General features: G+C 34.2%; 20 protein-coding genes. 14 read left to right on the top strand and 6 right to left on the bottom strand.

The window, feature by feature from the left end; all coding sequences use genetic code 11:
- The first annotated feature begins 2 nt into the window (after nucleotides 1–2).
- From AC6CH4_RS10010 to AC6CH4_RS09950, 13 genes are all read left to right on the top strand, one after another.
- Nucleotides 3–9,854: a SpvB/TcaC N-terminal domain-containing protein gene (locus AC6CH4_RS10010; protein WP_498102526.1), complete on the top strand. Its 9,852-nt coding sequence runs from the start codon at nucleotides 3–5 to the stop codon at nucleotides 9,852–9,854.
- Nucleotides 9,855–10,078: 224 nt separating this feature from the next.
- Nucleotides 10,079–11,461, top strand: a complete 1,383-nt coding sequence (locus AC6CH4_RS10005; RefSeq protein ID WP_498102524.1) for a polymorphic toxin type 23 domain-containing protein — start codon at nucleotides 10,079–10,081, stop codon at nucleotides 11,459–11,461.
- A gap of 56 nt (nucleotides 11,462–11,517) precedes the next feature.
- Entirely contained in the window at nucleotides 11,518–12,015 is a 498-nt protein-coding gene (locus tag AC6CH4_RS10000; RefSeq protein ID WP_498102522.1) for a hypothetical protein, read from the top strand.
- 256 nt (nucleotides 12,016–12,271) lie between these two features.
- Nucleotides 12,272–14,083, top strand: a complete 1,812-nt coding sequence (locus AC6CH4_RS09995; RefSeq protein ID WP_498102520.1) for an RHS repeat-associated core domain-containing protein — start codon at nucleotides 12,272–12,274, stop codon at nucleotides 14,081–14,083.
- A gap of 42 nt (nucleotides 14,084–14,125) precedes the next feature.
- Entirely contained in the window at nucleotides 14,126–14,530 is a 405-nt protein-coding gene (locus AC6CH4_RS09990; protein WP_498102518.1) for a hypothetical protein, read from the top strand.
- Nucleotides 14,531–15,244: 714 nt separating this feature from the next.
- Complete coding sequence (locus AC6CH4_RS09985) at nucleotides 15,245–15,823, top strand: RHS repeat domain-containing protein (RefSeq protein WP_498102516.1); 579 nt, start codon at nucleotides 15,245–15,247, stop codon at nucleotides 15,821–15,823.
- A complete protein-coding gene (locus AC6CH4_RS09980) occupies nucleotides 15,777–16,001 on the top strand; it encodes a hypothetical protein (protein WP_498102514.1) in 225 nt (74 codons plus the stop codon). Before AC6CH4_RS09985 ends, AC6CH4_RS09980 begins: the two co-directional genes overlap by 47 nt.
- A gap of 2 nt (nucleotides 16,002–16,003) precedes the next feature.
- Nucleotides 16,004–16,399, top strand: coding sequence for a hypothetical protein (locus tag AC6CH4_RS09975; protein WP_498102512.1), 396 nt, complete (start codon nucleotides 16,004–16,006; stop codon nucleotides 16,397–16,399).
- A gap of 637 nt (nucleotides 16,400–17,036) precedes the next feature.
- On the top strand, nucleotides 17,037–17,639 hold the full coding sequence (locus tag AC6CH4_RS09970; protein ID WP_498102510.1) for a hypothetical protein: 603 nt from the start codon (nucleotides 17,037–17,039) through the stop codon (nucleotides 17,637–17,639).
- Nucleotides 17,639–18,046, top strand: coding sequence for a hypothetical protein (locus AC6CH4_RS09965; protein ID WP_498102508.1), 408 nt, complete (start codon nucleotides 17,639–17,641; stop codon nucleotides 18,044–18,046). Before AC6CH4_RS09970 ends, AC6CH4_RS09965 begins: the two co-directional genes overlap by 1 nt.
- Before the next feature lie 219 nt (nucleotides 18,047–18,265).
- Nucleotides 18,266–18,502 carry a hypothetical protein gene (locus tag AC6CH4_RS09960; RefSeq protein WP_498102506.1) on the top strand — a complete coding sequence of 79 codons (237 nt, stop codon included), beginning with the start codon at nucleotides 18,266–18,268 and terminating at the stop codon, nucleotides 18,500–18,502.
- Nucleotides 18,503–18,615: 113 nt separating this feature from the next.
- Nucleotides 18,616–19,032 carry a hypothetical protein gene (locus AC6CH4_RS09955; protein WP_498102504.1) on the top strand — a complete coding sequence of 139 codons (417 nt, stop codon included), beginning with the start codon at nucleotides 18,616–18,618 and terminating at the stop codon, nucleotides 19,030–19,032.
- Nucleotides 19,033–19,675: 643 nt separating this feature from the next.
- Nucleotides 19,676–20,317 (top strand): hypothetical protein, encoded by a 642-nt coding sequence (locus tag AC6CH4_RS09950; protein ID WP_498102502.1) that lies wholly within the window; start codon nucleotides 19,676–19,678, stop codon nucleotides 20,315–20,317.
- A 64-nt stretch (nucleotides 20,318–20,381) separates the two neighbouring features.
- Here AC6CH4_RS09950 and AC6CH4_RS09945 read toward each other — a convergent pair whose 3' ends face one another.
- Entirely contained in the window at nucleotides 20,382–20,909 is a 528-nt protein-coding gene (locus tag AC6CH4_RS09945; protein WP_498102500.1) for an Ivy family c-type lysozyme inhibitor, read from the bottom strand.
- Nucleotides 20,910–21,108: 199 nt separating this feature from the next.
- Here AC6CH4_RS09945 and AC6CH4_RS09940 point away from each other — a divergent pair, with 199 nt between their 5' ends.
- Entirely contained in the window at nucleotides 21,109–21,762 is a 654-nt protein-coding gene (locus AC6CH4_RS09940; protein ID WP_498102498.1) for a M15 family metallopeptidase, read from the top strand.
- Here the strand turns inward: AC6CH4_RS09940 and AC6CH4_RS09935 are convergent, their stop codons facing one another.
- The 5 genes from AC6CH4_RS09935 to AC6CH4_RS09915 form a co-directional block, all read right to left on the bottom strand.
- On the bottom strand, nucleotides 21,763–22,326 hold the full coding sequence (locus tag AC6CH4_RS09935) for a hypothetical protein (protein ID WP_498102496.1): 564 nt from the start codon (nucleotides 22,324–22,326) through the stop codon (nucleotides 21,763–21,765).
- Nucleotides 22,327–22,328: 2 nt separating this feature from the next.
- Entirely contained in the window at nucleotides 22,329–23,510 is a 1,182-nt protein-coding gene (locus tag AC6CH4_RS09930; protein WP_498102494.1) for a THUMP-like domain-containing protein, read from the bottom strand.
- 2 nt (nucleotides 23,511–23,512) lie between these two features.
- Entirely contained in the window at nucleotides 23,513–24,604 is a 1,092-nt protein-coding gene (locus AC6CH4_RS09925) for an AI-2E family transporter (protein ID WP_498102492.1), read from the bottom strand.
- A gap of 104 nt (nucleotides 24,605–24,708) precedes the next feature.
- Nucleotides 24,709–25,659, bottom strand: coding sequence for a zinc metalloprotease (locus AC6CH4_RS09920; protein ID WP_498102490.1), 951 nt, complete (start codon nucleotides 25,657–25,659; stop codon nucleotides 24,709–24,711).
- Between the two features lie 158 nt (nucleotides 25,660–25,817).
- Nucleotides 25,818–26,312 (bottom strand): TrmH family RNA methyltransferase, encoded by a 495-nt coding sequence (locus AC6CH4_RS09915; RefSeq protein WP_498102488.1) that lies wholly within the window; start codon nucleotides 26,310–26,312, stop codon nucleotides 25,818–25,820.
- Nucleotides 26,313–26,320: the final 8 nt, after the last annotated feature.

Below are 26,320 nucleotides of genomic sequence, written 5' to 3'. Positions count from 1 at the left end.
TTATGAAAAATAAAATTATAATACTGGTATTTTTAATAGGTTCCTTTTTGTTTGCGGCCAATTTTGGACCTTACAAGATAGCTGCTTTTTTCACTGAAAATAATTCGGAAAAAGAATTGACAATTTCAGAAAAAGAAGCAGATTCGATAGCCGTTTTTACAAAAGAAAATAAGAATACAAAATCGTTTAGTGCAGATATTGTTGAGGGAATTATTGGTGTAAAAAGCGAATCGGATGTTGATGATGCTTATGATAACGTTTTTCATCTTAAAGTTGATGCATTGCCTTCTGATAATGAAAATGCTTATTTGGAATATGAATTGTATGGATACGATCAGGCAGCTTCAATTTCAAGAAGTTTAAACAACCAGCCTAGTATTGGAGGGCAATTTTTATCTCAAAATAAAAACTGGACCAAACAATCAGAATTGCTTTCTGAAAAGTCTTTGAGAGCCGGGGATAACGTTTTATTGTTTACCACACCCGAAGGAATTTCAAATGGATATCGAATTAAAAATGTTCGAATTGTTTATAAATCAACAACACCTTCATTTCAGTATACTTTATTAAAATCAGAGGGTAAACTGTACATCAAAGGAACTAATTTTCCCTCTCAGATAAAAAAAATGAGTATTGGCGGAATGGCTATTGATGTCAATCAGCCTGAATTTGAATTAGTTTTAGACGCTTCAACAGCAGGAAAAGCTATTCAGGTTACTAAAGAAACTACTTCAGGTGTACTTATAAACGAAAAATTAGAAGTTAATCAGTTTTTGAAAGTAGATCGTTTTCGACCACTTGAAAACGCAAAAGAACGTATTTCGAAAATAATTGATTTTCAGACTGAAAATAAACTGGCTTATAAGGAATTTCTAGCAGTTTTTCCAGTTGGAGCTTTAAAAAACAATGTATCTGTATCGGTAAGCGCTTTACGAAAAATTGACATTGCACCACTAAATTCAGCAATGGTTAATGTTACCGGAACAAACGCCGGATTTAGATTATTGCCACACGGAACTATTTTCGAAAAAGCCGTGACCTTATCATTGCCATTTGATAAAAAAGCAATTCCGGAGGGTTATACAGAAAAAGATATCAACGTATTTTATTTTGATGAAAACAAAAGATTGTGGCAGGAATTAACCAAAGATTCTCTGGATATTAAACAAGGAATTATTAAGGCGAAAACAACCCATTTTACAGACTTTATAGCCGGTATCATTAAAATGCCGGAATCGCCAGAAACTTCCGGATATACCCCAACAAGTATAAAAGATTTAAAAGCAGCAAGTCCATTAGTTGGAATTCAGTCAATAGCTCCCCCTTCTGCAAAGGGTCGAGGAACAGCAAGTACAGGATTTTCTATTGTTATTCCAAACGGAAGAGGCGGTATGCAGCCCTCCTTTAACCTGCAGTACGATAGTGACGGCGGTCACAGTTGGGCGGGTATGGGCTGGGATATTTCGGCACCGGCCGTTAGTATCGAAACCCGTTGGGGAGCACCAAGATATGACGCATCAAAAGAAACAGAAACCTATGCAATTGCAGGAGAACAATTAATACCAAATTCGCATAGAGCAGAATGGGTTGGCAGAACAACAGATAAACAATTTTACCCAAGACGAGAAGGTGCTTTTCAGCAAATCATCCGTAAAGGATCCTCTCCTAAAAATTATTACTGGGTTGTAAAAGATAAAAGCGGAGTTGCGAGTTATTACGGAGGAACAGCCTCTGGACTTGCAACAGATGGTATTTTGCAGGATGCTTCAGGAAATATTGGGCATTGGGCATTATGTGAGCAAGTCGATTTAAAAGGAAATAAAGTTACCTACGAGTACGATAAAAAAGATGGCGAATTGTATCTTAAAAAAGTGTACTACACTGGTTTTGGTTCTGAAAAAGGAAATTACAGCGTTACTTTTGTAAAAAGTAGCGATTTAGGAGAAGCAAACCGTCCGGATGTTCAGGTTTCTGCCAGATTGGGATTCAAACAACTGAACAATCAATTATTAAGAAAAATTGAAGTACGCTATAAAAGCGATATGGTTCGCAGTTACGAACTGAATTATAAAGAAGGTGCTTTTAAGAAAACACTTTTGAAATCAGTTTCAGAATATGATTCGGAATCGAAATTGTTTTATACCAATACACTGGATTATTTTGATGATGTGCGTGATGCTTCCGGAAAATACAATCCTTTTGGAACAGCTCAAAGTTGGAGTGTGCCAAATGACAATCTTAGAAACAGTTCTATTCCGTCTTTTAGTGATTTGTTGTTTTCAGGAAAGCACTCTTTGGTAAGCAGTTCTGAAGGGTCTACGGTTGGTGTTAGTTACAGACTTGGAATAGGTTTGGCAACAAATGCCGGAAGTTTAAAAGGTTTTACCGTTGGTGGTCACGGAGGAAACAGCTGGGGAACCTCGGATACAGCTGTAATATTAGAAGATTTAGACGGAGACGGATTGCCGGATAAAGTTTTTAAAACAAAAGATGGTGTTTATTACAGAAAAAATCTGGCAGCATCCGGGCAAAATGCTTTTGGAGAATTGCAGTCTATTAATATTAGTGATGTCGGATTTTCAAAATCAACTTCGTTTAACTGGGGTGTCGATTTAAATTTAAAATACGGAAACATTGGTTACGATCAGCAGCGTTCAAGCAGTAAAACTAAAGTCTATTTTATGGACTTTAATGGAGACGGACTGATTGATTTTGTTCAAAACGGACAAGTATATTATAATAGATTAGAAAACGGAATTCCAACATTTAAAGCGAGTAGTACGGGCACCCCATCACCTGTTTTTGGAGGAGGAAATGTAACCATTCCGGGTTATACATCTATTTCGGCGGCTGAGATCGAAAAACAAAATCCGTTACATGATGTCGTTCGTATGTGGGAGGCTCCTGTAAAAGGAATTATCTCTGTTTCGCACCAATATCAATTGGTTAAGGAATCAACACCAGAAGGAATTAAAGCTCGTACAGAATATGTTAATAATGCCGGAAATGATAAAGCAGATGGTGTTCATTTGTATTTTCAAAAAGGAAATCAGTTATTATGGAATGAGGCTATTAGTGCCACTGATTATAGCAGTAAAAGCAAACAAAACACAGCAATTTCTGTAGAAAAAGGCGAACGCTTGTATTTTAGGGTTAGTTCTCTAAAAGATGGAAGTTTTGATACCGTAATTTGGGATCCCATTATCACATATTCTCAGGTGAAACAATTTGACAGGAATGTCAACGGAAATTTAGTTGATAGCGATGTTGCAGTAGCTGCCAATTTGAAAGATGTCAATTCTTATTCATTAGCTACCTATCAGGCAAGTACAGATTTCCTGAGTAGTTCTCTGGCAGGGAAAACAATATCAACTGCCGGAAATGTTATAGTAAAAGGAATTCTGAATAAGCCTGTTACCTCCGATCACATCAGATTTGTCATTACCAAAACGTATCTGGATCAGTCCAGTGCTCCTGTGGTTGTTTTCGAAAAAACTTTTTTGGCAAACGAAGTAGCTACTTTTAATCTGGCCTCAATTGCTTTACCAGCATTCGAAGCCGAAACCCAGGTTAGTCTTGCCTTAGAAACAGCGACCAATATCAATTGGCAGACTATTTCTTTTGCGCCAACAGTAACAGTACCTGCTTATCCGGGAGGGATTTTAGAAGAAGTTCCTATGGAAGTTTCTCATTTGTTATATAATAAAAGAGAAGGAAATTATACAATGCCCGGTATTACTTCAACCACAAGCGGAAAAGTAAAACTAAATATATTGCCTGCTGATTTGGTTTTGGCAACAGCTTTTCCTCCGGGATCTTTGAATACCTATAATGGCGATGTAATTGTTTCGGCCAAACAAAACAATACATTATTAGCCCGTAAAAGATATAAATTGACGGCCGGAACTTTGATAGAAGTGATCAGTGCTTTTGACAATGCAGTTGATTATCCTTCAGCAGCAGCGGGAGTTCCCATTCAGTTAGAAGTAACCATTTCTAATCCGGCATCAGTAGCTATACTTAGAAATTATCCAAAACAAAATGCTTTAAATATTCAGGTTCAGGTTACCGATTTAAAAGATCTGGCTGATCTTACAGATGATGTAATTTGGAATACCGCTACAGATGATTATTCTATTTACAGTCTTTTAAATCCGGATGAAAGAACTTTAGGCTTGTATCATAGAAATTGGGGAGGTTTTGTTATCAATGGAAATTTAGCTTCCAATACCATAGATCAAACGCAATTAAAACAATCAGACGCTTATAATACAGAGCCGGATTTAAATAATACCGATCCTGATAATTATGATGGTAAAGGTTATGAAGTCGCAGACAGTTATTTTGTTTCTTTAAATCCTTCTTATACAAAATTGAAATGGGAAGGTCTTGAGGAAGGAATTTATATCAAAGGACAAACGATCGGAACTTCAAGATTGGGAGAAGATGATATAGCTGATTATGCCGATTTTTCACTACCAACTTTACAGGGAGGAAGTACAACGGCACTTGACATGATTAGTGAAAACAAAAGTAAAAGTATCTCTGCAGGGGCTTCTGCCGGATTTGCCAATATAGGTTACAGTAAATCGATAGATGGAGATTCGTATGTTACTCAGACCATGAGTGATTTTAATGGAGACCGTTTTCCGGATTATATTCGTGGTGGAAGTGTTCAGCTTACAGCTCCGGTTGGGAAAATATCAGATGAAATTATAGATATTGGAGATAATTTCAGTCACGCAAAGACAACTTCTGAAGGGCCTAATTTTGGAGGAAGTTATAGCCACGGTTCAGCTAAAAGCGGACTAGGTATGACAGTAGGAAAAGCTGCGGCTCAAAGAGAAGCTTCAAAAACTTGTGCTGATGAAGAAGCAGAAAAAGCAAAAGACCAGATTTCTGTTAGTGCTTCGCAGGGTAAAGGAACAGATCGTGCCGTAATGGTGCACAGTGATATTAATGGTGACGGCCTGCCGGATAAAATCACAGATTCAGGTGATGTTTTGCTAAATACCGGTTACGGATTTGTTCCAGGCGGAAACTGGAATCTTGGAAGTCTGAATAAAGGATTTTCTACAGACTGGAGTGCCGGATTGGGTTTTAGCATTAAGCAGGGGTCTATCTCTGGAGGGGCCAATTATGCAAGATCAGAATCAGATGTTGATGAATCATTTTTAGATATAAATGGAGATGGACTGGCTGATAAAATAAGTTATCAGGGCAATACAATGCGGGTAGCCTTTAATTTAGGAGGCTCTTTTGATACACCGGTTGTTTATCCAAAATATTCAGAAATGAATTTAAACAAAGGGGTAAGCTATGGGATGAATGCCAATTTCTCCTTTGATATTACAGTTTGGCTGCTCCGTATAACGCCAACCGTTGGAGGAAGTAAAGGATGGAGCACAAGCCGTTCTGAAGGAACGTATATGGATATTGATGGTGATGGAAATCTGGATTATATCGTTTCTAAAGATGATAATAATCTTACCGTTCAGCTTTCTAATATTAAAAGAACCAATAAACTAAAAAGTGTCACCAACGCTGCAGGAAATAGTTATGTGGTTGATTATAATTTATTAAAACCGAGCTACGAAAACCCATCAGCGAAATGGGTTTTACAATCTGTTGATATTTTTGACGGACATGTTGGTGACGGTATCGATCATTCGATTGCTAAATTCAGATACGAAGACGGTTACCACGATCGCCGCGAAAGAGAATTTTATGGTTTTGGAAAAGTAATTCAGGAACAGATTGATGCGGCTGATAATTCAGTTTTCGCCACAACGGTTCAGGAATTTTACAATCAGGATTATTTCCGTAAAAATCTTTTGAAGCACAGTTATACATTGGATAAAAACAACAAAATGCGTCAGGAGTCAGAAAACGAATATAGTTTTATTGATGTGGTGACGCAGGCAAGTGTTCCGGTGTCAGAATTAAATTTACCAGTTTGCGATGCCAAACGCATTTTTGTGGGATTGATTCATGCCAATCAAAAAATATATGAAGGTGGAAGTGATTATCTGGAAACCAATACGTTTAATACCTATGATGCTAATGGAAACATTACACAGTATGAAGATTTAGGAAATGGAACGGCAAATGATAAAGTAACGGCTAAAATTAGTTATTATGAAAGTACAACGCCGTATTATGGCGGAATTCCAAAACAATTAGAGGTATTTACTACGGATGGTTTAAGACGAAAAAGAGCCACAACCATCAATACAACAACAGCAGAGGTTACACAGATAAAAAACTATAGTGCTGCCGATAAAATAGCTTTAACGGATATTACCTATGATACTTACGGAAACCTGCAAAAAATAACCGGTCCTGCCAATTACAAAGGGCAGCGTATGACGCTGGAGTATGTATTTGATGCCGACAATCATCAATACATGACCGAAATTAAAGATGCATTTGGATACCAGAACAAAATGGACTATGATTATCGTTTTGGAGCACCGTTAAAAACAACAGATCGTAACGACCAAAATACAATTTATACGCTGGATGGCAAAGGACGTATAGCTACAATCAAAGCAGCTTACGAAATCGCTTCCGGAAAACCGTATACCATCGCGTATGAATATTTCCCTGAAGCAAAAGTTCCGTACGCCAAAACCAAAAATTACGATCCGGAATTGGATAAGGACATTGAAACCTTAACGTATACAGATGGATTAGGCAGAGCCCTACAGGTTAAAAAAACAGCCAGTTTATTTACTGCAGCCGGAAGCCCGGATCAGGAAGCACAAATCGTATCAGGAAAAGTAATTTATGACGGTTTAGGTAGAGCCACAACAAGTTATTACCCAACAACGACTACCACTATAGATAATAATTTTAGTACCGCTATATCAAATGTAACACCAACTAAAACAGATTATGATGAAGTGGGACGTGCTGTAAAAGTTACTTTGCCGGATGGAAGCAGCAATACTACAACTTTTGCTTTAGAAAATTATGACGGTGTACCAGTTTTGCGTACGACGCAAACCGATGCCCTGAATAAAACAAGCCAAACCTATACCGACGCCACAGGACAAAATATGGCCAGTATGCAAAATGATTTGCTGACGAAGTTTGAGACAAACGCATTGGGTGAAATGATAAAAGTAACCGATGCGATGGATCATGTTACCAAAAGCACTTATGACTGGCTCGGAAGACGAATTGAGTTTACACATCCTGATGCAGGAACTACAACGATGCAATACGATTTGGCAGGAAATTTAACCTCCCGTATTACACAGGATATAAAAAATACAGTACCCAATGGAGGAGCAATACAATACGAATATAATTTTAATAGATTAGAGTCTATAAAATATCCTAAAAACCCACAAAACAATGTACAATACAATTACGGCAAAGCCGATGGAACCGCAGCACGCCGTGGCCGATTATGGTTTGTACAGGATGCCAGTGGCGGACAGGAGTTTTTCTATGGTAAATTAGGTGAGGTTGAAAAAGAAATTCGCACCCTTCGCATTACACCAACGGATATTCAAACTTATATTTCACAATTCGAATACGACACCTGGAACCGAATCCAGAAAATGACCTATCCTGATGGTGAAGTAGTAGACTACACTTACAATCGTGCGGGAAACTTGCAAAGTATGCAGGGTAAAAAAGAAAGCCATACCTACGATTACATCAAACAATTAAGTTATGACGAATTTGAGCAGCGTAAGTATTTAAAGTACGGGAACGAGACCGAAACAAATTATACCTATGATGCTGTTATGCGCCGATTACAGCAATTGCAAGTAAAAAGCGGTACAAGACAAGTCATGAATAACAGTTATAGTTACGACCTTGTTGGAAATGTTTTAGGGATTAAAAATACTGCCCCGGTAGTAAATAATACACTGGGCGGAACATCAAATCATGAATACCAATACGATGATTTTTACCGATTAAAATCGGCAAAAGCAACCTATCAGGGCGAGTTTACCAAAGCAAGTTATGAGCTGAATATGAGCTATAACAAAATGCACAATATTACGAAGAAAGATTTAGTGCATACCGTAAACAACGTGCAGAAAGGCTATGTTTTAGATTATAATTACGACAACGAACTCCATCCTAACGCGCCAAACAAAATTGCGGAAGCAGGAAAAACTGTTCCGAGAGAATATGTTTACGATGGGAACGGAAACCCAACGGGTTATACAGAAGAAAAAAGTTTCAGAAAAATGACGTGGGATGAAGAAAACCGTTTATCAGGTATTAACGATAACGGAATAATACACCAATTTACGTATGATGCCTCTGGCGAACGTGTAATTAAAAGTTCTGGAGATTCACAAAATGTTGCTATCAATGGTGAAACGGCTGCCACAATAGTACATACCGATGATTATACCGGTTATGTTTCTCCTTACTTTGTTATAAGCAAAGGAAAATTTACCAAACATTATTTTGAAGGAGCAGGACGTATTGTAAGCAAATTGGGTAACGGAACATTTGCCCAGCCATTAGGCATAACAGCGGGTGGTGTAAATTATTCTAAACTTACTGCCGAGCAGCAAAAAGCGTTGGATAATTATGTAAGAGGTTTGGGAGTTCCTCCCGGACCTCCTACGCAACAAGGTATCTATGCCACACCAGAATTCACAGGTGATCCATACCCAAGTGAAGTATTAAAACCGGTTGAAGAAAATCAGGAGCCACCGGAAGGCTGGCCAAGAAATCCAATTTTCAATGCTCCGGGCGATGTTCCCGGACCACCGGTGCAATTTGGACCACCTGTAGAACCAACTACCGTAAAACCAGGAGAAGGTTTCACGGGAATTGGTCTGCCAGAAAACGATATTTTTTATTTTCATCCGGATCATTTGGGAAGTACTTCGTATATTACCACTCGAAACGGTTCTATCTCACAGCACGTGGAATATATTGCTTTTGGGGAGGTTTTGTTTGAGGAGCATAGCTCATCGTTCAGTTCGCCCTATTTGTTTAATGGGAAGGAATTGGATAGGGAGACGAATCTTAGTTATTATGGGGCTAGGTATTTGGATATGAAGACTAGTTTGTGGTTGAGTGTGGATTCTATGACAGAGAAAATGCCAAATTTTGGTGGATATGTTTATGCTTTTAATAATCCTACGGTTTTTGTAGATCCAGATGGAAATTATGCAGTTTCTGTTCATTATAGAATTACTGTTAATGCGATGATTAAAGCTGGATTCAGTAAAGCAGATGCTAGAAGAATTGCACATGGTGCAAGTATGTATGCAGATCATCCTGATAAGACTGCCCTCACTCTTAATAATTTAGGGAAATCAGGAAGTATGCACTATAGAAGTGATTTTGATTATTCAAAGACAGCTGGGTCACAGGATGAAAAGAATAGTGTTTGGCACTCAATGATGTCTAATGCAGAAAAGAAGAAAGGAAAGACACATTATTACGCAATGCAAAGAGGATTACAATTTGGGTGGTCTAATATTTTTGAACAACAAAACGGACTAGACGAAGGTAAAATGTACCAAGCATTGCATGCACTACAGGATGCCTATGCACATGATGGAGCTAGTACAGATGAACATTTAAATTTAAAGAATAGTACAATGTCAGCGATAGGAATGCTTGCCAATGACATGTATGGAGATACAGCAAAGGCAGAATTAATAACTGAATCTGCTGGGATAGTTTTGAGTTTGTTTAACAAAAAAAATAATGGAGCAAATTTAAAAAATGGAATGAAATTAGATTTAAATGGAATGACAAGAAAACAGCTAGACAAAGTTTCTGATTTATTTTATCAAAATGGATTTGTATTAGAAAAAACAAAAGAATTAAACAACACGTATACACTTAAACAAAATTTCTGATGAAAATTATAGTTTACATTTTATTGATACTAGCGTATATTTTTTTTCTACTAATATGCTTTTTATGGTTAATAACTTATGGCAGTGGCCATAATATTCCAGAGGAAAGTAATAAATGGTTAATTTGCATGACAGGTTTAAGTCTTTTTCTAATAGTGCTTTTTACTATAATGAAAAAAAAAGGTAGTAGCTAGTATCTCTTAGCAAATGTTAGTAATACCACATTGCACATAAGCCTACTACAATATTTACTTGTAAAAGAAAAGTCATATAAAAAAATAAAAACAGCAGACAAAACTCGTCATTATTTGGAGAGTTTTTTTATTAGAGGCGATCCATACCCAAGCGAAGTATTAAAACCAGTAGAGGAAAATCAGGAACCGCCGGAAGGATGGCCCCGTAACCCTGTTTTCAATGCGCCTGGAGATGTTCCCGGACCACCGGTGCAATTTGGACCACCTGTAGAACCTACAACAGTAAAAGCAGGAGAGGGTTTCACAGGAATTGGTATGCCAGAAAATGATATTTTTTATTTTCATCCCGATCATTTAGGAAGTACTTCGTATATTACAACGCGAAACGGAAGCATAAGTCAGCACGTGGAATATATTGCTTTTGGGGAGGTTTTGTTTGAGGAGCACTCTAGTTCATATTCTTCGCCTTATTTATTTAATGGAAAGGAATTGGATAGGGAGACGAATCTTTCTTATTATAGTGCTAGGTATTTGGATATGAAGACCAGTTTGTGGTTGTCTGTTGATCCGTTGGCGGAGGAATTTTACGTGAACTCTCCCTATATTTATGTTAGTCAAAATCCAATGAATTTGATTGACCCTAGTGGAATGAGTGAGGAAGATCCAATAGATCCTCCAACAGTAAATATTAGTTTAAAGTTCAATTTTGGTACGCATAATAATAGTATAGGTATCAGTGCTTCCATCTCTCAAAATATAGGCAAAATTAATGTTTCCGGAGGAGGTAGCGCTACTGCTTTTGGCTCTTTTTCCAACACAGGGAAAAGTGGAATAGAATTTAGAGGTTCTATTATGGGTGGCTTTGATGATGGAAATACTAATGTAAGTCTAGGTACAAACTTTTTTAGTGGTACTGGGGGTATGTCTGAATTTAAACAACAAACAGGAATACTGAGTGTAAATGCAGGTGATTTTAGTATGTCTTATGAAAATGATGGCATGCCCTTTAATCTTATTGGGTTAGGAGATGGTAACGATTCGCATAGAACAGCAGCGGTGGGGTTACCCGTAGGAGAAATTAGCGCAGGATTTAACTTGTTTACTGGCTTTAGAAATAATTACAAGGGTGATGACGAAAAGATAGGTAAAATGGAAATTGGCAATTTTGGTGTCCGAATGCCTAATGGTTTTGTAAATGAAGAAAATACGCCTTACCGAATGGGCTCTGCCTATATAGGTTTTAAAGGTGTAAAATTAGGCATCGATTCAGATAGGTACGTAAGACACCCAATACAAGATATGTTTGCTCACAACCTGCCAGGTACGCAACAGCCAGGATTTATCACTTTAAGTAATTCAATAAAACCATTTGCACAATATGGTAATAGTTCTAATAAATTCACTCATTATTAATCATGAAAAAAATATTAATTTATAGTTTTGTTTTATATTTATTTGTTTCTTGCAAAATGAAAACATATAAGTTACAAAATGAAATAACAAAAGTTCCATTTGACAAAAGTGTTTATAAGAACAAGGCTAAGTTTAATAAAGAGCTACTCAGAATAGTTGATACAACTGTCGTTTATGAAGAATTTAGTGTCAAATATAATAAGTTAACACGATTGGATAATCATATTGAAAATAGATTCTATGGAGTTTATAGATTCTATTCGAATGGATGTTTTAATTTGTTTTATTTAGATAGAGAGTTAAATGAAAGTGTCCATGACTTTAATCCATATTATTCTGGTTACCGTGGTGTTTATTACGAAGAACAGACATCAATAAAATCAGATTTATTTTCAATTGCAAATGATTGGGGCTGGACAGGAAAACTAAATCAAACTTTGACTTTCGTTGGGGATACTTTATATGTAAGGGATGATAAACCACGAAGCAATACTTACAAATATGTAAAACGTAAAGTACCATTTGCATATTTAAACTATAAAGCAGACTGGTAGTGAGCACTTCAAAAGATTATGGTACTATAGCAGATGTGTGGGTAGTAAATAATTTTGCCTAACATTGGTAATGTATCAGATATGTTGGTGGTTAATTATTGCATCAAACATTCACAGATTATCAATGATTTATATTAATATCGCATAAAAATTTAAACAACCTTCGGGTTGTTTTTTTATTCTATATTGTATTAAATCGAAAAAAATGAGTTCAAACCGGACTAAGTGTTTCAGATGTGTTGGTGACATTCCAAACATGATAAAGTATGGAAAGACAAAGTCTCGTTACCTGAACATGAGCTATAACAAAATGCATAATATCACAAAGAAAGATTTAGTGCATAACGTAAACAATGAACAGAAAGGGTATGTTTTAGATTATAATTACGATAACGAATTGCATCCTAACGCGCCAAACAAAATTGCGGAAGCAGGGAAAGCTATTCCGAGAGAATATGCGTACGATGGTAACGGAAACCCAACAGGTTATACTGAAGAAAAAAGTTTCAGAAAAATGACCTGGGATGAAGAAAACCGTTTATCAGGTATTAACGATAACGGAAGAATTCACCAATTTACCTATGATGCTTCAGGCGAACGCGTAATTAAAAGTTCGGGAGATTCTCAAAATGTTGCCATTAATGGTGAAACGGCTGCCACAATTGTACATACCGATGATTACACAGGTTATGTTTCTCCGTATTTTGTAATAAGCAAAGGTAAATTCACGAAACATTACTTTGAAGGAGCAGGGCGAATTGTAAGTAAACTGGGTAATGGATCATTTGCCCAACCGTTAAAATTAACAGCGGGTGGTGTAAATTATTCCAAACTTACCGCTGAGCAGCAAAAAGCTTTGGATAACTATGTGAGAGGTTTGGGAGTTCCTCCCGGACCACCAACGCAACAAGGCATTTATGCGACACCGGAATTTACGGGTGATCCATACCCAAGTGAAGTATTAAAACCAGTAGAAGAAAATCAGGAACCACCGGAAGGCTGGCCACGTAATCCTATTTTTAATGCGCCGGGCGATGTTCCGGGACCACCTGTACAATTTGGTCCGCCAGTAGAGCCTACAACGGTAAAAGCCGGAGAAGGGTTTACCGGAATTGGCTTGCCAGAGAATGATATTTTTTATTTTCATCCTGATCATTTGGGAAGTACTTCGTATATTACCACTCGCAACGGAAGCATAAGCCAGCACTTGGAATATATTGCTTTTGGGGAGGTTTTGTTTGAGGAGCATAGTTCTTCTTTTTCTAGTCCTTATTTGTTTAATGGTAAGGAATTGGATAGGGAGACGAATTTGAGTTATTATGGAGCGAGGTATTACGATGCTAAGACTAGTCTTTGGTTGAATACGGATCCTAAAATGGAAAAATATCCAAATATAGGAGCTTATGTTTTTGTGGCTAATAATCCTATTAACTTAATTGATCCAGATGGTAAGGATATAATTGGGGCTTTTAATAAAACAACAGGCAGACTTACTCTTATTGACCGTGACCAATATAAATCAGGACTTCCGATTTTATATGTTAATGCTAAAAATTATAAGCTAAATGGTGTTAGGGATAAAAAAGGAAATTTAACTCATAACCAAGTTTTAGTTGTTGAAAATGTTTTTACTGGTGGACATTCAGATGATGGTAAAATTGTACGTAATGATCCAGATAGACCAAATGAGAAACCAATTTCAAAAGGGGAATATAATATTTTAGAAAATAAAGGAAATACAAACCCAGATCATGATTCTTTCTTTGTTTTAGACCCAAAAGATAGTAGCCCGTATGATAAAAAAGATGATAGGCCAGGAGAACTAAATGCACAAGGAAAAAAACGTAATGGGTATAATTTGCATCCAGGACGGGTTAGCTGGGGTTGTGTTACTATAAATAAAGATGATGTGCAAATGACTACGGAGCAAAGAGCAGAAGAATGGAGTGTTATTAACACTATGATTAATAAAACTTCATCGGAAGATGTTCCGGATAATAGAGGTAAACAAAAATATGTTCCCTTTACAACCCAGAAGAAATTTGGTACAATTAAAGTTACTGAGTAGGAAAAAATGAAATTAATTATAAACAAAATTAAATAATCAAATATGAAAAAAAGTTTAATTATAGTAATTTGTTTGTTGTTTTATGGATGTAAAGAACAATCACAAATACCAATTTCAAATACATTAGAATTGGCGCTAGGAGATAATTATTCTTCTTATGTTGAAAATTTAAATAAAGCTTATGCCAAAGATAATAGTGCAACATTGAAAATTTTAAAGGTTGATTACATTTATGATGCTGGTGGATATGATCACGGATATGTTTTATATCAATTAATGAAAAGATATGGCGATAAAGAATTTTCTATTCTTTTAAATAGTATGTCAAAAAAAGATTTAACCGCTGTAAGTCAGTATTTGGAAGTTGGTCTTGATGCAAATGACACAAAAAGAAGGCAAGTTAAAATAGATTATCCGATCTGTTCAAATATTTTACTTATAAAATAAATAGTAAGTGGTCTCCTGCTCTTCGAAGAGTTCTTATGAAAAGCTGTGAATGTCTCCTGACTTCGCACCCGTAAGTTTATCGGCAAGAAAAATAGAAATCAAAACTCTTCGGCAATGGCGAGTTTTTTTTATGCTTGCAAATCAAATCTTCAAAGAAAAACATTTTGAGATCTGCTTGTTTTTTTTGGGAGAAAGCTTGCAAAGACGATAGGTTTTGGTTTGTTTAAATATCTGGCATTCTTCCAAAAAAAACAGGCCTAGCCCTTGCCGAGACTGAGCAAATAAAAAAAAATCTTAGTGCGGTGGCAGAAGCGTGGGAATGGGAGAGGTCTTAAAGAAATGTGCTATTTTACATAACGAGTTTATAGTGCGCTGCGTAGGCGGCAGCACTATAATGACTTGTTATGTAACATAGTTTTGGTGTGGTTTAAAAATGTATAAAAATTAAGAAACGTATCAAATTTTGTTTTGAGACGGCTTCTTTAATTTTAAAATGTCTTAAATCAAAAAAAAAATGAGGTCAAACCGTACCAAGTGTTACAGATGTATTGGTGACATTCGAAACATGATAAAGTATGGAAAGACAAAAGTCATGAATATCAATACGATGATTTTTACCGGTTAAAATCGGCAAAAGCAACCTGTCAGGGTGAGTTTACCAAAGCGAGTTATGAGCTGAACCGCCGGAAGGCTGGCCGAGAAACCCAATTTTTAATGCACCCTGGAGATGTTCCGGGACCACCCGTACAATTTGGACCACCAGTAGAACCTACAACGGTTAAGTCCGGAGAAGGTTTTACGGGAATTGGTCTGCTAGAGAATGATATTTTTTATTTTCATCCTGATCATTTGGGAAGTACTTCGTATATTACAACCCGAAACGGAAGCATAAGTCAGCACGTGGAATATATTGCTTTTGGGGAGGTTTTGTTTGAGGAGCATAGTTCGTCGTTTAGTTCACCCTATTTGTTTAATGGGAAGGAATTGGATCGGGAGACGAATCTGAGCTATTATGGGGCTAGGTATTTGGATATGAAGACTTCTTTGTGGTTGAATGTTGATCCTATGGCAGAGAAAATGCCTAATTTTGGAAGCTATGTTTATGCTTTTAACAATCCTATTTTATTTGTTGACCCTGATGGGAAATATGCTGTATCTGTGCATTATCAAATTACTATTAATGCTATGTTAAAGGCTGGGTTCAGTAGGGGTGACGCTAGAAGAATTGCACATCGTGCGAGTATGTATGCAAAGAATTGCACATCGTGCGAGTATGTATGCAGATCATCCTGATAAAAAGGCTCTTACTTTAAATAATTTAGGAAAATCAGGAAGTTTGGGATACCGAAATGATATTGATTATTCCGCTACAGCAGGTTCACAAGATGAAAAGAATAGTAGGTGGCATTCAATGATGTCTAATGCAGAGCAAAAAGACGGTATGAAGCATAGCGAAGCAATGCAAATTTGAATTTGGATGGTCAAATATTATGGATCAACAAAACCGGTTTAAACGAAGACACATTAGGTCAGGGACTTCATGCATTGCAAGATGCTTATGCGCATAATGGAGCGAGTACAGCTGAGCATTTAGATTGGACAAGTAAATGGTCTGCTGATAAAATGTTAGTAAATGATATGTATGGAGATACTAGAAAAGCGAGATTAATAACTAAATCTGCAGCAATTGTATTGAGTTTGTTTAATAAAAAAAATAATGGCGTTAATTTGAGAGGTGGTATGGTGCTGGATTTCAGTGGAATGTCAAAAAAACAATTAGGAACAGTTACAGACCTTTTTTATGATAATGGATTCACATTAGAGGCTATGAAAGATAAAGGGCATTATATACTTAAAGAAAATTTTTAATGAAAACAATAATCTATATTCTTCTAATATTATTTATCCTGACATTTGCATTTCTTTGTTTTATGTGGTCTCTTAGCCACGCTAGTGGACATAATATTCCAGATAAAACAGATATAGATGCTTATCGTTTAATGATTCTGAATGTTTTAATAATATGTGTTTTGTTGTTTACATTAAGAAAGATATCTAAAAAGTCTTGATTTTAGATATTTAGTTATCCAATAAAACATATATGCAAAAAACCACTTTAATGCGAAGTGGTTTTTGATATATTCTATTTCGTTTCTACATTTTTAGCGAAGTAATCTTTAATTTTTTATGGTAAGCATCTTAATCAATGAGTTTAAAGATTGTTTTTCTTGTCATCTTTTTTGAGCTGTTATATAAGTCTCATTTGTTCAACGGCTGTTAATACCGCTCTTAGAAGTTTGTTAGGTGGCGAAGGTTTATGATATTTTTCATTAGCAAGAGAGTAGACAAATAATAAGAATAAAACCTGGCCTAGAAACCCAATTATATTTATGCTTTTAATAGTCCAGTTCGTTTTAGAGATCCGGATGGGAATGATCAAAAACCAGTATACAATGGCTTTTCGAATGTTTTAAACGTTCTGTCAGGAAAAAAATGGATTCCATATATGTCTAAGACAATCCAAGAAAGTGAATGGAATTTTAGCTGGGGTAAAGGGTTTTATAAACAAACATCTTATAGAACTGGTGAATGTGCTGATTACAGTCGATTACAAGTAAACCAAGGTTCAACAGGAAAATATACTGCTGTTGGGTCTAAGCATAGAGTAGATATGTATGTAAAAAAAGGTGGAGATACGTCGAAATTAAATCTACAAAAAGGTATTAATACAATTATTGAAAATCTTAACGAAGGTAAAGCAGTAATGGCCGGAGTGATGTATGATTCTAATAAAAATACGGGAAATCCAAATAGTGCGACTAATCATTATATTACAATTGTTGGAATGGGTAGAGATAAAGATGGTGCATATTTTTCTTATTATGATAATTATGCAGGAGAAGGGCATAAAGAACAAACAAAAGAAAATGTTGGTACAGATATAGTGCTTAACAAATTTAGATTAAGTAAAACAACAGATGGAACATATTATTTTTCTGATGGAGCAGATGGTAATATTCCATATAATCAAAATAAGAAAGTTGAAGTAGGTAATCAAAATAAACAACCTGCTAGATATATTTTAACAGAGGTAAGAGACAATGAATAATGGAAAATAAAATAAATTTTTTAATTATATTAGTAATGATGTCATTTTTTTTAGGATGTAACAACATTTCACAAAATGAAATATTAGGCGTATATGTTATCGACAAGCAACCAATAGAATTGGCAAATAACAACATGTACTATTATCTTATTTTAAAAAACAATAATAAATATTATCTTAAATCTAATGATGACAATAAAGAAAATATTATTAGTTCTTGGAGAATACTAAATTTAGAAAATGATACTTTAAATATTGAATTTAAATACATGAATAAAACTGTTATAGGAAAACTAAAAGGAAATACTTTTTTGTTTGAAAAAAACAATAATTTTGATAAACGCATGCCTGCTTCATTATATGTAAAAACAAATTTAGAAAGTGGGGAAATTATAGGTTCCAATTAAAATCCCTCCTCTATTACTTATAGAAATGGAAAAGAGGCACACTATATTTTCGCCCTGATCATTTGGGTAGTGTATCAGATATGTTGACAGTTGTAATTTTACCTAACATTTACATATAATCAGTGATTTATAGTAATCTCTAGCGAACGCGTAATTAAAAGTTCAGGAGATTCTCAAAATGTTGCCATTAATGGTGAAACGGCTGCCACAATAGTACATATGGACGATTATACCGGTTATGTTTCTCTCTATTTCGTAATAAGTAAAGGTAAGTTTACCAAACATTATTTTGAAGGAGCAGGCCGAATAGTGAGTAAACTGGGTAATGGATCATTTGCCCAATCACTAAAATTAACAGCGGCAGGAGTGAATTACGGAAAACTAACAACCGAGCAGCAAAAAGCTTTGGACAATTACGTACGAAGTTTAGGTGTTCCACCTGGACCGCCTACGTAGCGTAAAGTTGGAGGCATTTGTACCTTAAATAAAACACTTCGTAGAGCACGAGTAAGGTAATAGTTAAAACTACATAAGACTATGTAATTACAAAAGGAGTTAAAAGATAATTAATGGAGAAAAGATTGATTGATAGTATTTATCATTATTACGAAGAAAACACCAGTTATGGTCTCAAGATTTTAATTAAATATCAAGGAGTAACGAAATGTTTATTTTTTGATTCTTCGAAGTTTATTTTTTTAGAGGAAAGTGAATTAATTAAGAATTCAAATTATAATTGGAGAAAAATTGATTATAGAGAATTAAAGAATGAACTGCATATTGTTCAGATAAAAGAAGATGAACTCGTTAGTCACTTTATTAAATTATCGAACAATGATATTTTTTACATTTTTCAAAGAATTGATAGTTTAGAGAAATGGGAGCAAGACTTTGAAATTATTAATGAGAATAGTTTAAGATATTCAGAAGTAGAAGAATATATGAATGAAAGTTGGATTGATCAAATAGAATCCGAAAATTTTTAAATTATCGAAATGCATAGTCTGATTAAAAAAAGAAGATTTTAAAAAAAAACTCCGTTGACACTGGCCTCTTGTGTGTGAACGCAAAGCACATCTACAAAGTATAGAATAGATGTTGGATTACAATAAATTTCAGGAATCTATAATAGATATAACAAAAAGAAATTTTAAAACGAACGTTTCTTTAGTAGAATCGGGTGAGGAGTTTTTTAAACTTAAAGTTGGTAATAATAATTTTCCAAAATAATGTGCAGAATGTTTTTGTAAAAAAAATTAGATGAACGAACAATAATATGTTGCTTCTTAAGTTTTTTAAACTATGTAAAATATAGTTCCACATGCAAATGCGATTATGGTGCTCGTGAACTCAAAGAGTATCGAAAAAGTGTCTGGTCCTTAAAAAAGTTTACCTATTTAGACTTAACCCTAAAAGATTTATATTTTAAATTTATTATTGATACTGTCATTTTATTCTAATTTTTACATTAATAAATAAAGTTAAACGGATTAGTAGTTTACCAGTATTAGATAGCAATTTATTTAAAATAATTATTTTTATTTTCTCTTTTTTTGCTTGATTTTTCTTCTGTTTTTATTAGTTTAATAAGACTATTTTATACTACATTTACTATTAAAATAATCCAACATGAAAAAAATAATTTTATTGGTAATTGCTATTTTATTTACAATTACAGGGCATGCCAAATTTAGCAAAGCAGTTTTGTATATGGAAGACGGGTCAACAAAAAATGGACTTGCTGAAATGGTAGAGAGTGATGATTCTAAAGTCGTTTTTAAAACAGATGAAGAAGCTAAAAAAGAAAAAATTGCAAGTATTGATATTAAAAAAATCGAATATATATCTGATGATAAAAAGTATATAGCCGAAAGACTTTATGCAACTACAGCCAATCTTTTGACAGGTAAGTTTTCAAGATCAAGAAAAAAGGTCTGGTTTTATATCATATATGACAAAGATGTAAAAATTGGCGGTATTGGTGCTGAAGGCGGCCGAAGACCAAACGCAGGTGGGACCAGTACCGTAGTGACTTTTGCCAATACAGCTTATTATTTTGGTAAAAAGAACAGTGAAGAATTAGTTTTTGGTAATGCGACCACAGCTTCAAACGGTTTTGCAATAGGAACAGATTCACTAATCAGAAAAATGGCAAAAGAAGCTTTTGCAGGTTGTCCTAAACTAATTGAGGCAATTGAAAAACAAGACTTTAAAAACGGAGATGTTTTGAACCAATTAAAAGCAATTTTCGAAAAATATAAATGCAAATAAAACTTAGAATACAAAAACTAAAAACCCACTTTAGATTGAGTGGGTTTTGTTTTTGATAATTTTTCTATTTCTCTTTCGGAATATTAGCATTAAGTTTTTTAGTATTTAAATCCTGCAATAGTGAATCTTTTAAAACAATTCTGAAATCATCTTCAGCAAAGACTGTTAGTTTTGATTGACTAAACTTATACACATTGATTTTGTTGTTTTTTGCATCAATATATAGATCATAAGAATAAGTGTTGCAATCGTGTTGCTTGCAGCCACTCGCATGCAAAATATCGCCTTCTTTTGTAAAGGGAGTTTCTGTGTTCCAGTGTTTAACCATTTGATCGAAATCACTTCCTAACAGCGTTTTTAATCTTGGAGTGATACTACTTTCAGTTAATAAATGGGTTCCGATTACGCTTTTGTCTACTAAATTATTTAAGGTATCTGACGGATTAATTATGGCTGAATCAGATTTTAAGGAATGCGTTATTATTGAAGTTGAATCTGTCGTAGGAACGCTTTTAACTGTTTCTTTTTTGCATGAAATCAATATAAAACAACTCATTACAACTATAAATAAATGTTTGGCTCTATTCTTCATAGTATTTTAATTTTGGAATTAAATGATTGATTTATAAAATCTTATTAGCTAATTTAGCGAAAAAAGATCAAAAAAACAGCTAAAAAATGAATTGAAAATCAGACGTATTTATCAGTTTGAAACATTACGTAAATAAGTTTTGCTTTATTTATTGTTATATTTACTTTTCAGAAAGCTTCTCAATTAAAAATGTCTGTTCATGTCAAAATCCATTAATTCTTTGTTTTTTTTAATTTCTCTTTTTTGGGGATTTACTTCCAATGCCCAAAATGAAGTTTATACAAGTGAAGTAAAACAAGAAATTGCCGATACCACTTTTGTTAATCTAAAAGATTTCAGCCAGGATTTCATCTACGACATGAAATATGCTACAGAAGATAATTTTCTGAAAGCAAAAGTTTATGATTGTGCCGAGTGTCTTCTGCGTTTCAAAACCGTTCAGGCGCTAATTGCAGCCAATAATGATTTTAAGAAAAAAGGCTTTAAAATTAAATTGTATGATTGTTACAGGCCTTTATCAATCCAGAAAAAGATGTGGGAGATTGTTTCGAATCCCGAGTATGTGGCAGATCCAAAAAAAGGCTCCATCCATAATAGAGGAGGAGCCATAGATATTTCATTAGTTTATTCGAATGGAAAAGAAGTTGATATGGGAACTCCTTTTGATTTCTTCGGAATACAGGCCAGTCATAATTACACTAAACTTTCAAATGAAGTTAAATCAAATAGAAAGTATCTTAAGAAAGTAATGATTAAAAATGGCTTTAATTCATTTGATTCAGAGTGGTGGCATTATAATTTAAAAACAGGTTTAAAAGATAAAGTTTCGAATCAAAAATGGAATTGCGAATAGTTATTCCACACATCTTATATTTTCAATGAAATAAGTATCTGGTTTATATACTTTTCCATTCATCTCAGAGGTTAATTCACTTCTTACTATATAATCTTCTGTAGTCGTCAGGTATTTAATACGCATTATGTTAACCGGAGATTTTTTCAGTTCATCATAGCTGTCTTTCATAAATACAAAAATTCCTGTGTTTACACGATTATCAAAACCTTTATCACGAATAAGTGTTCCACAGTTTTCCTGATCAATGTGCATTAAAGTGACAATTTTACCATTTTGTAATTGTAAAAAGACTTTTGAGTTTTTATCAAAGCAATTTGCCTTTATAAAATCCTTGCTTTTTTGAATCAATTGTAAATTTAATGTTGGCAGACCATCTGTTTGTGCCAATGAAAAGAATACATAGCTAAACGAGCCTCCAAAGCTCTTTTCGCTCATTAAATATTCATTTGTAATTTTATAAGTACCAATAGAATCGGTAACGTTGGCACTGTATTCACATGGTTTTTGGGCGAATGCGGTAAGGGTTAATAGAAAAAAAGTTAGCGTAATTAGTTGTTTCATTTTTAAATTATTTTTCTGCAAATTAAAACTATTTTGTTATCATTTTTATCTGTTGTAAAAAAACAATATAAATTTCCACCATTTTTTATTTTCCACTTTTTTCGAATGTTTTCTACCGTGTCCGGAAAATTGCGTGTTGTGATGTTTGCCTGCTGATTTAGAAGCACTGTTTTCATCTCATTTTTGTTGTACGAAATCACTTTTTCTATTTCGAAAGCCCTTCCCGGAAAATCAATTAAGTCTTCAGAAGTATATAAATGAGAGTGTTTGTGAAGTTTATTTATTTTGAAAATTGAGCTTACTTCATCAAAACCACCAGATTTCATTATGGCTGAATTTGGTTCGTATAAAAACTTTTGCGGTAGATTATAAGAAACAAAATCAGATTCATCATTCAAAATAAATTCAAATGTTTCGATTTTATCTTTTAAGATATTGGCAGTTTTGATTGTGATTTCGCCTGAATAATGATTGTGAATTTCAAAAAGCAATTCTTTTACCTCATTTTCTAAAGCAATTATGTGAATGTATTTGACAAATTTTAATTCTGATAAACCAGCGGAAATATCTAATAAAGGAGCTGTTTTTATTAAGATAGAATCTGTTTTTTCGAAATAGAAATCCAATAATTCAGGGACATTTGGCAAACAGTCTTTTAACATGAAAACTTTGCCTTTTGCATCATTTCTTCTTGAAGGATCAATATAAATCCAATCCCATTTCTGATTCAGTTCTGTTAGAACATTTGTAGAATCATTGGCAAAAAAATAACAATTTGTTATTTGTAGTTGTTCGAAGTTATGTTTAACGATTGCAGATAAATCTTCGTTTATCTCGCAATGGGTTACATTTTTAAATCGTTTTGAAAAATAATAATCATCAACACCAAAACCTCCCGTAAGATCAATTAAACTTTCTCCGGAAATTAAAGAAGCTTTATAAGCAGCTGTTTTTTCAGATGAGGTTTGTTCGACCGATATTTTACTCGGGTAAATTATATTTTCGGTTGAAAACCAAGTGGGTAATTTGTCTTTTGCTTTTGTTTTTGCTTCTATTTGGTTCAGAATCAATATCCAGTCCACTTCGGGAAAAGGATTTTTCTGAAGTGCCAATTTTGTAATTTCTGCACAAGTATTTTTAGTTATAAATTCCTGAATGTTTTTACTTAAAAGAGACGAATTCAATGTTAGATTTTTTCAGTTAATACGGAAACAATTTTATTGTCAGGAAAAAATTCTTTCAAAATTACTTTTAACATGGTAAAAACCGGAATTGCAATCACCATTCCAACAATTCCAAAAGTAATTCCACTGATTAAAGTAACCAGGAATATTTCTAGCGGGTGCGAATTTACACTTTTTGATGAAATTATGGGCTGACTGATATTATTGTCAATAGCCTGAACCAGTAAGAAACCTATAACTACATATATGGTTGTTGGCAAAATCTCTGATTGAAAGTCACTACCAATCAAACTGATCATAGTTAATATGGCTGCTAGTATAGTCCCTATAATTGGTCCGATGTACGGAATGATATTTAAAATGGCACATAAAAAAGCAATTACCAGTGCATTTTTATTTCCGAAAACCGTCAATACAATTAAATACAAAATGAAGACAACGGTTAATTGAAGTAATAACCCAATAAAATAACGGGTCAGTAAATGATTAATTTTTGTAATAGAATTTAAGATTTTATCTTCGTTCGTGTCGGGAAGAATTCTTTTGGCTCCTGCTTTAAAATCCTCCTGATCTTTAATAAAAAAGAAGGTAATAAAAAATACAGAAACAAGTCCCATTCCCATATCAGCCATAAAACCCATTATTGAATTTATAAAGCTTGAAAAATAACCAAAACTAAATGCTGAGGTAATTTTAGAATCATTCAGGACCTTAGCTAAGTCAACATGTTGAATATTGAAATAATTTTCTATGCTACGTTCTGTTTCAAAGAATTGTTGTTGAAGATGGTTGGTATCCAAAAGCGACAAATTATTGGCCTGAGAAATAATTAACGGAACAAACAGCAAAATGAATCCCACCATTAATAATATAAAAATTATAATTGTAGTGGTTGCGGCTAATGAATTGCTAAACTTTAATTTATTTTTTAAAAATTGAACCAGAGGATTTGCGATCAAACATAATATTAATGAAATGCATAAATAAACGATTACGGTTTGAATTTCATATAAAAAATATAAAACAGCAGCAATAACTAAGATTGTAGCTAAAGCTCGTAAAATTCCGTTTGAAATGACTTTTGATGTTATCATGATTTATTTTTAGACTATAAATATAGGAAAAGCTTTTGAAATTTTTTAGGAATAAAAAAAGCGAGATCGTTAGATCTCGCTTTCTTATTTGATTCATTTTTTCTTTAGATTCCAAATGCTGCTCTTGGACCTCCAGAAACAAATATAGCAGCCATTCTGCTTTTTTGTCCTAGTGAGAACATATACATTCCATTATCATCAGTATAGTCCATGTAGTTCATGGTCATCTCAACAGGAGTTCCTGAACAAGTGCTGTAATGAGGGTATGTCGGTACACCATAATTTGCAGTATTGTGTGTTGGAGTATCAGATACTAAATCGCTTCCACAAGTAGCATCTCCCCAGATATGACGTAAATTCATCCAGTGACCCACTTCGTGAGTTCCTGTTCTTCCTAAGTTAAATGGAGCATTGGCAGCACCAGATAAACCGAAATATCTGGAATCAATTACAACTCCGTCAGTAGCAGATGCTCCACCAGGAAATTGTGCATAACCTAAGATTCCTCCGCCAATAGCACAAGACCAAAGATTAAGTTTTGTTGTTGGAGACGTTGGTGCAATTCCACCCTGAGCTGTTTTTTTCATGGCATCATTAGTTCCCCAGGAAGTTTTTGTTGTAGATTTTCGGATAACCTGATCTAAAACAAATGTAATCCCTACATTGGCTTTTACTCCTGCAAAAAGTGCCGGAACACTATTATAATCAGAGTTTAAAGCATTGAAATCTTTGTTCAGCACATCAATTTGTGATTGAATTTGTGCGTTTGAAATGTTTTGTGCAGTCGTTTTATACAAAACGTTTACTACAACCGGAATTTCGATTTTACCATTTACCAAACGATTCGTTAAGATTCGGTTCGTAGTAAAAGCTTCAATCTCATTCATTTTAATGGCTAACATTGGATCTGCTTTTAATTGTGCTTCCAAAACTTCTTGCGAAGCACAACGACGCTCTGTAGCAGCACTAGCATCTGAACTTGTTGGTTCGGTTTGGTCATTTTGACAAGAAAACAGCACTAATGCTGTAAATGCGGTAATAAGAACTTTTTTCATAATAATTTGGGTTTTTGTTATAAAAAATTAAATTTGGTTAATTATGTGGCAATTTTATAACAAAATGATTTTCAGTCCAAATTTTTATAACATTTTTTTTGTGAGAATTTTACAACAGCCCGTACGGCTTGATTCTTACAAAAATTTAAGCTAAATTATTAAGAAGTAAATTCGTACAAAGCAATACTTGCAGCTTGCACAACATTCATACTACTGTTCTTTCCAAACATATTAATATGAACAATTTGATTTGAAATTTTTAAAAGATCATCTGAAATTCCATCAATTTCACTACCTATAATAAGTGCAATTTTTTGATTTTCAGGAATATTGACTTCTTTAAGTGGTTTGCTGATACTGGCGATTTCCAACGCAATAATTTCAAAGTTATTTTGAAGTAAATACGTAACTAAATCGGAGGTTTGTTCGATTACAGTATGTGGCACATGAAGATGAGTGCTTCGTGAAGTTTTATTGATTTTTCGTGGGGTCAATGGAATATCTTTTCCTAAAAAAATAATGTTCTCTACACCAAAAGCCTCACTTATTCTAAAAAGAGAACCAATGTTTTGCTGAAAATAGATATTATCACACACTAGGGTTATGGGAAACGTTTTTCGCTCAAATTGATTTTCTTCGTGAGTAAGTTGCACTTTTCTAT

It is taken from the genome of Flavobacterium sp. GQ95, from assembly GCF_059758655.1.
Note: the sequence above shows the minus strand (reverse complement) of the source record. Positions and strands in the feature narration are given on the sequence as shown.

Excerpts from the sequence above, each read along its gene's own strand:
- AC6CH4_RS10010 (WP_498102526.1), top strand. The coding sequence starts at position 3 with ATGAAAAATAAAATTATAATACTGGTATTTTTAATAGGTTCCTTTTTG.
- AC6CH4_RS10000 (WP_498102522.1), top strand. The coding sequence starts at position 11,518 with ATGAAAACATATAAGTTACAAAATGAAATAACAAAAGTTCCATTTGAC.
- AC6CH4_RS09995 (WP_498102520.1), top strand. The coding sequence starts at position 12,272 with ATGATAAAGTATGGAAAGACAAAGTCTCGTTACCTGAACATGAGCTAT.
- AC6CH4_RS09990 (WP_498102518.1), top strand. The coding sequence starts at position 14,126 with ATGAAAAAAAGTTTAATTATAGTAATTTGTTTGTTGTTTTATGGATGT.
- AC6CH4_RS09985 (WP_498102516.1), top strand. The coding sequence starts at position 15,245 with ATGCACCCTGGAGATGTTCCGGGACCACCCGTACAATTTGGACCACCA.
- AC6CH4_RS09980 (WP_498102514.1), top strand. The coding sequence starts at position 15,777 with ATGCAAAGAATTGCACATCGTGCGAGTATGTATGCAGATCATCCTGAT.
- AC6CH4_RS09970 (WP_498102510.1), top strand. The coding sequence starts at position 17,037 with ATGTCTAAGACAATCCAAGAAAGTGAATGGAATTTTAGCTGGGGTAAA.
- AC6CH4_RS09965 (WP_498102508.1), top strand. The coding sequence starts at position 17,639 with ATGGAAAATAAAATAAATTTTTTAATTATATTAGTAATGATGTCATTT.
- AC6CH4_RS09960 (WP_498102506.1), top strand. The coding sequence starts at position 18,266 with ATGGACGATTATACCGGTTATGTTTCTCTCTATTTCGTAATAAGTAAA.
- AC6CH4_RS09955 (WP_498102504.1), top strand. The coding sequence starts at position 18,616 with ATGGAGAAAAGATTGATTGATAGTATTTATCATTATTACGAAGAAAAC.
- AC6CH4_RS09950 (WP_498102502.1), top strand. The coding sequence starts at position 19,676 with ATGAAAAAAATAATTTTATTGGTAATTGCTATTTTATTTACAATTACA.
- AC6CH4_RS09945 (WP_498102500.1), bottom strand. The coding sequence starts at position 20,909 with ATGAAGAATAGAGCCAAACATTTATTTATAGTTGTAATGAGTTGTTTT.
- AC6CH4_RS09940 (WP_498102498.1), top strand. The coding sequence starts at position 21,109 with ATGTCAAAATCCATTAATTCTTTGTTTTTTTTAATTTCTCTTTTTTGG.
- AC6CH4_RS09935 (WP_498102496.1), bottom strand. The coding sequence starts at position 22,326 with ATGAAACAACTAATTACGCTAACTTTTTTTCTATTAACCCTTACCGCA.
- AC6CH4_RS09925 (WP_498102492.1), bottom strand. The coding sequence starts at position 24,604 with ATGATAACATCAAAAGTCATTTCAAACGGAATTTTACGAGCTTTAGCT.
- AC6CH4_RS09920 (WP_498102490.1), bottom strand. The coding sequence starts at position 25,659 with ATGAAAAAAGTTCTTATTACCGCATTTACAGCATTAGTGCTGTTTTCT.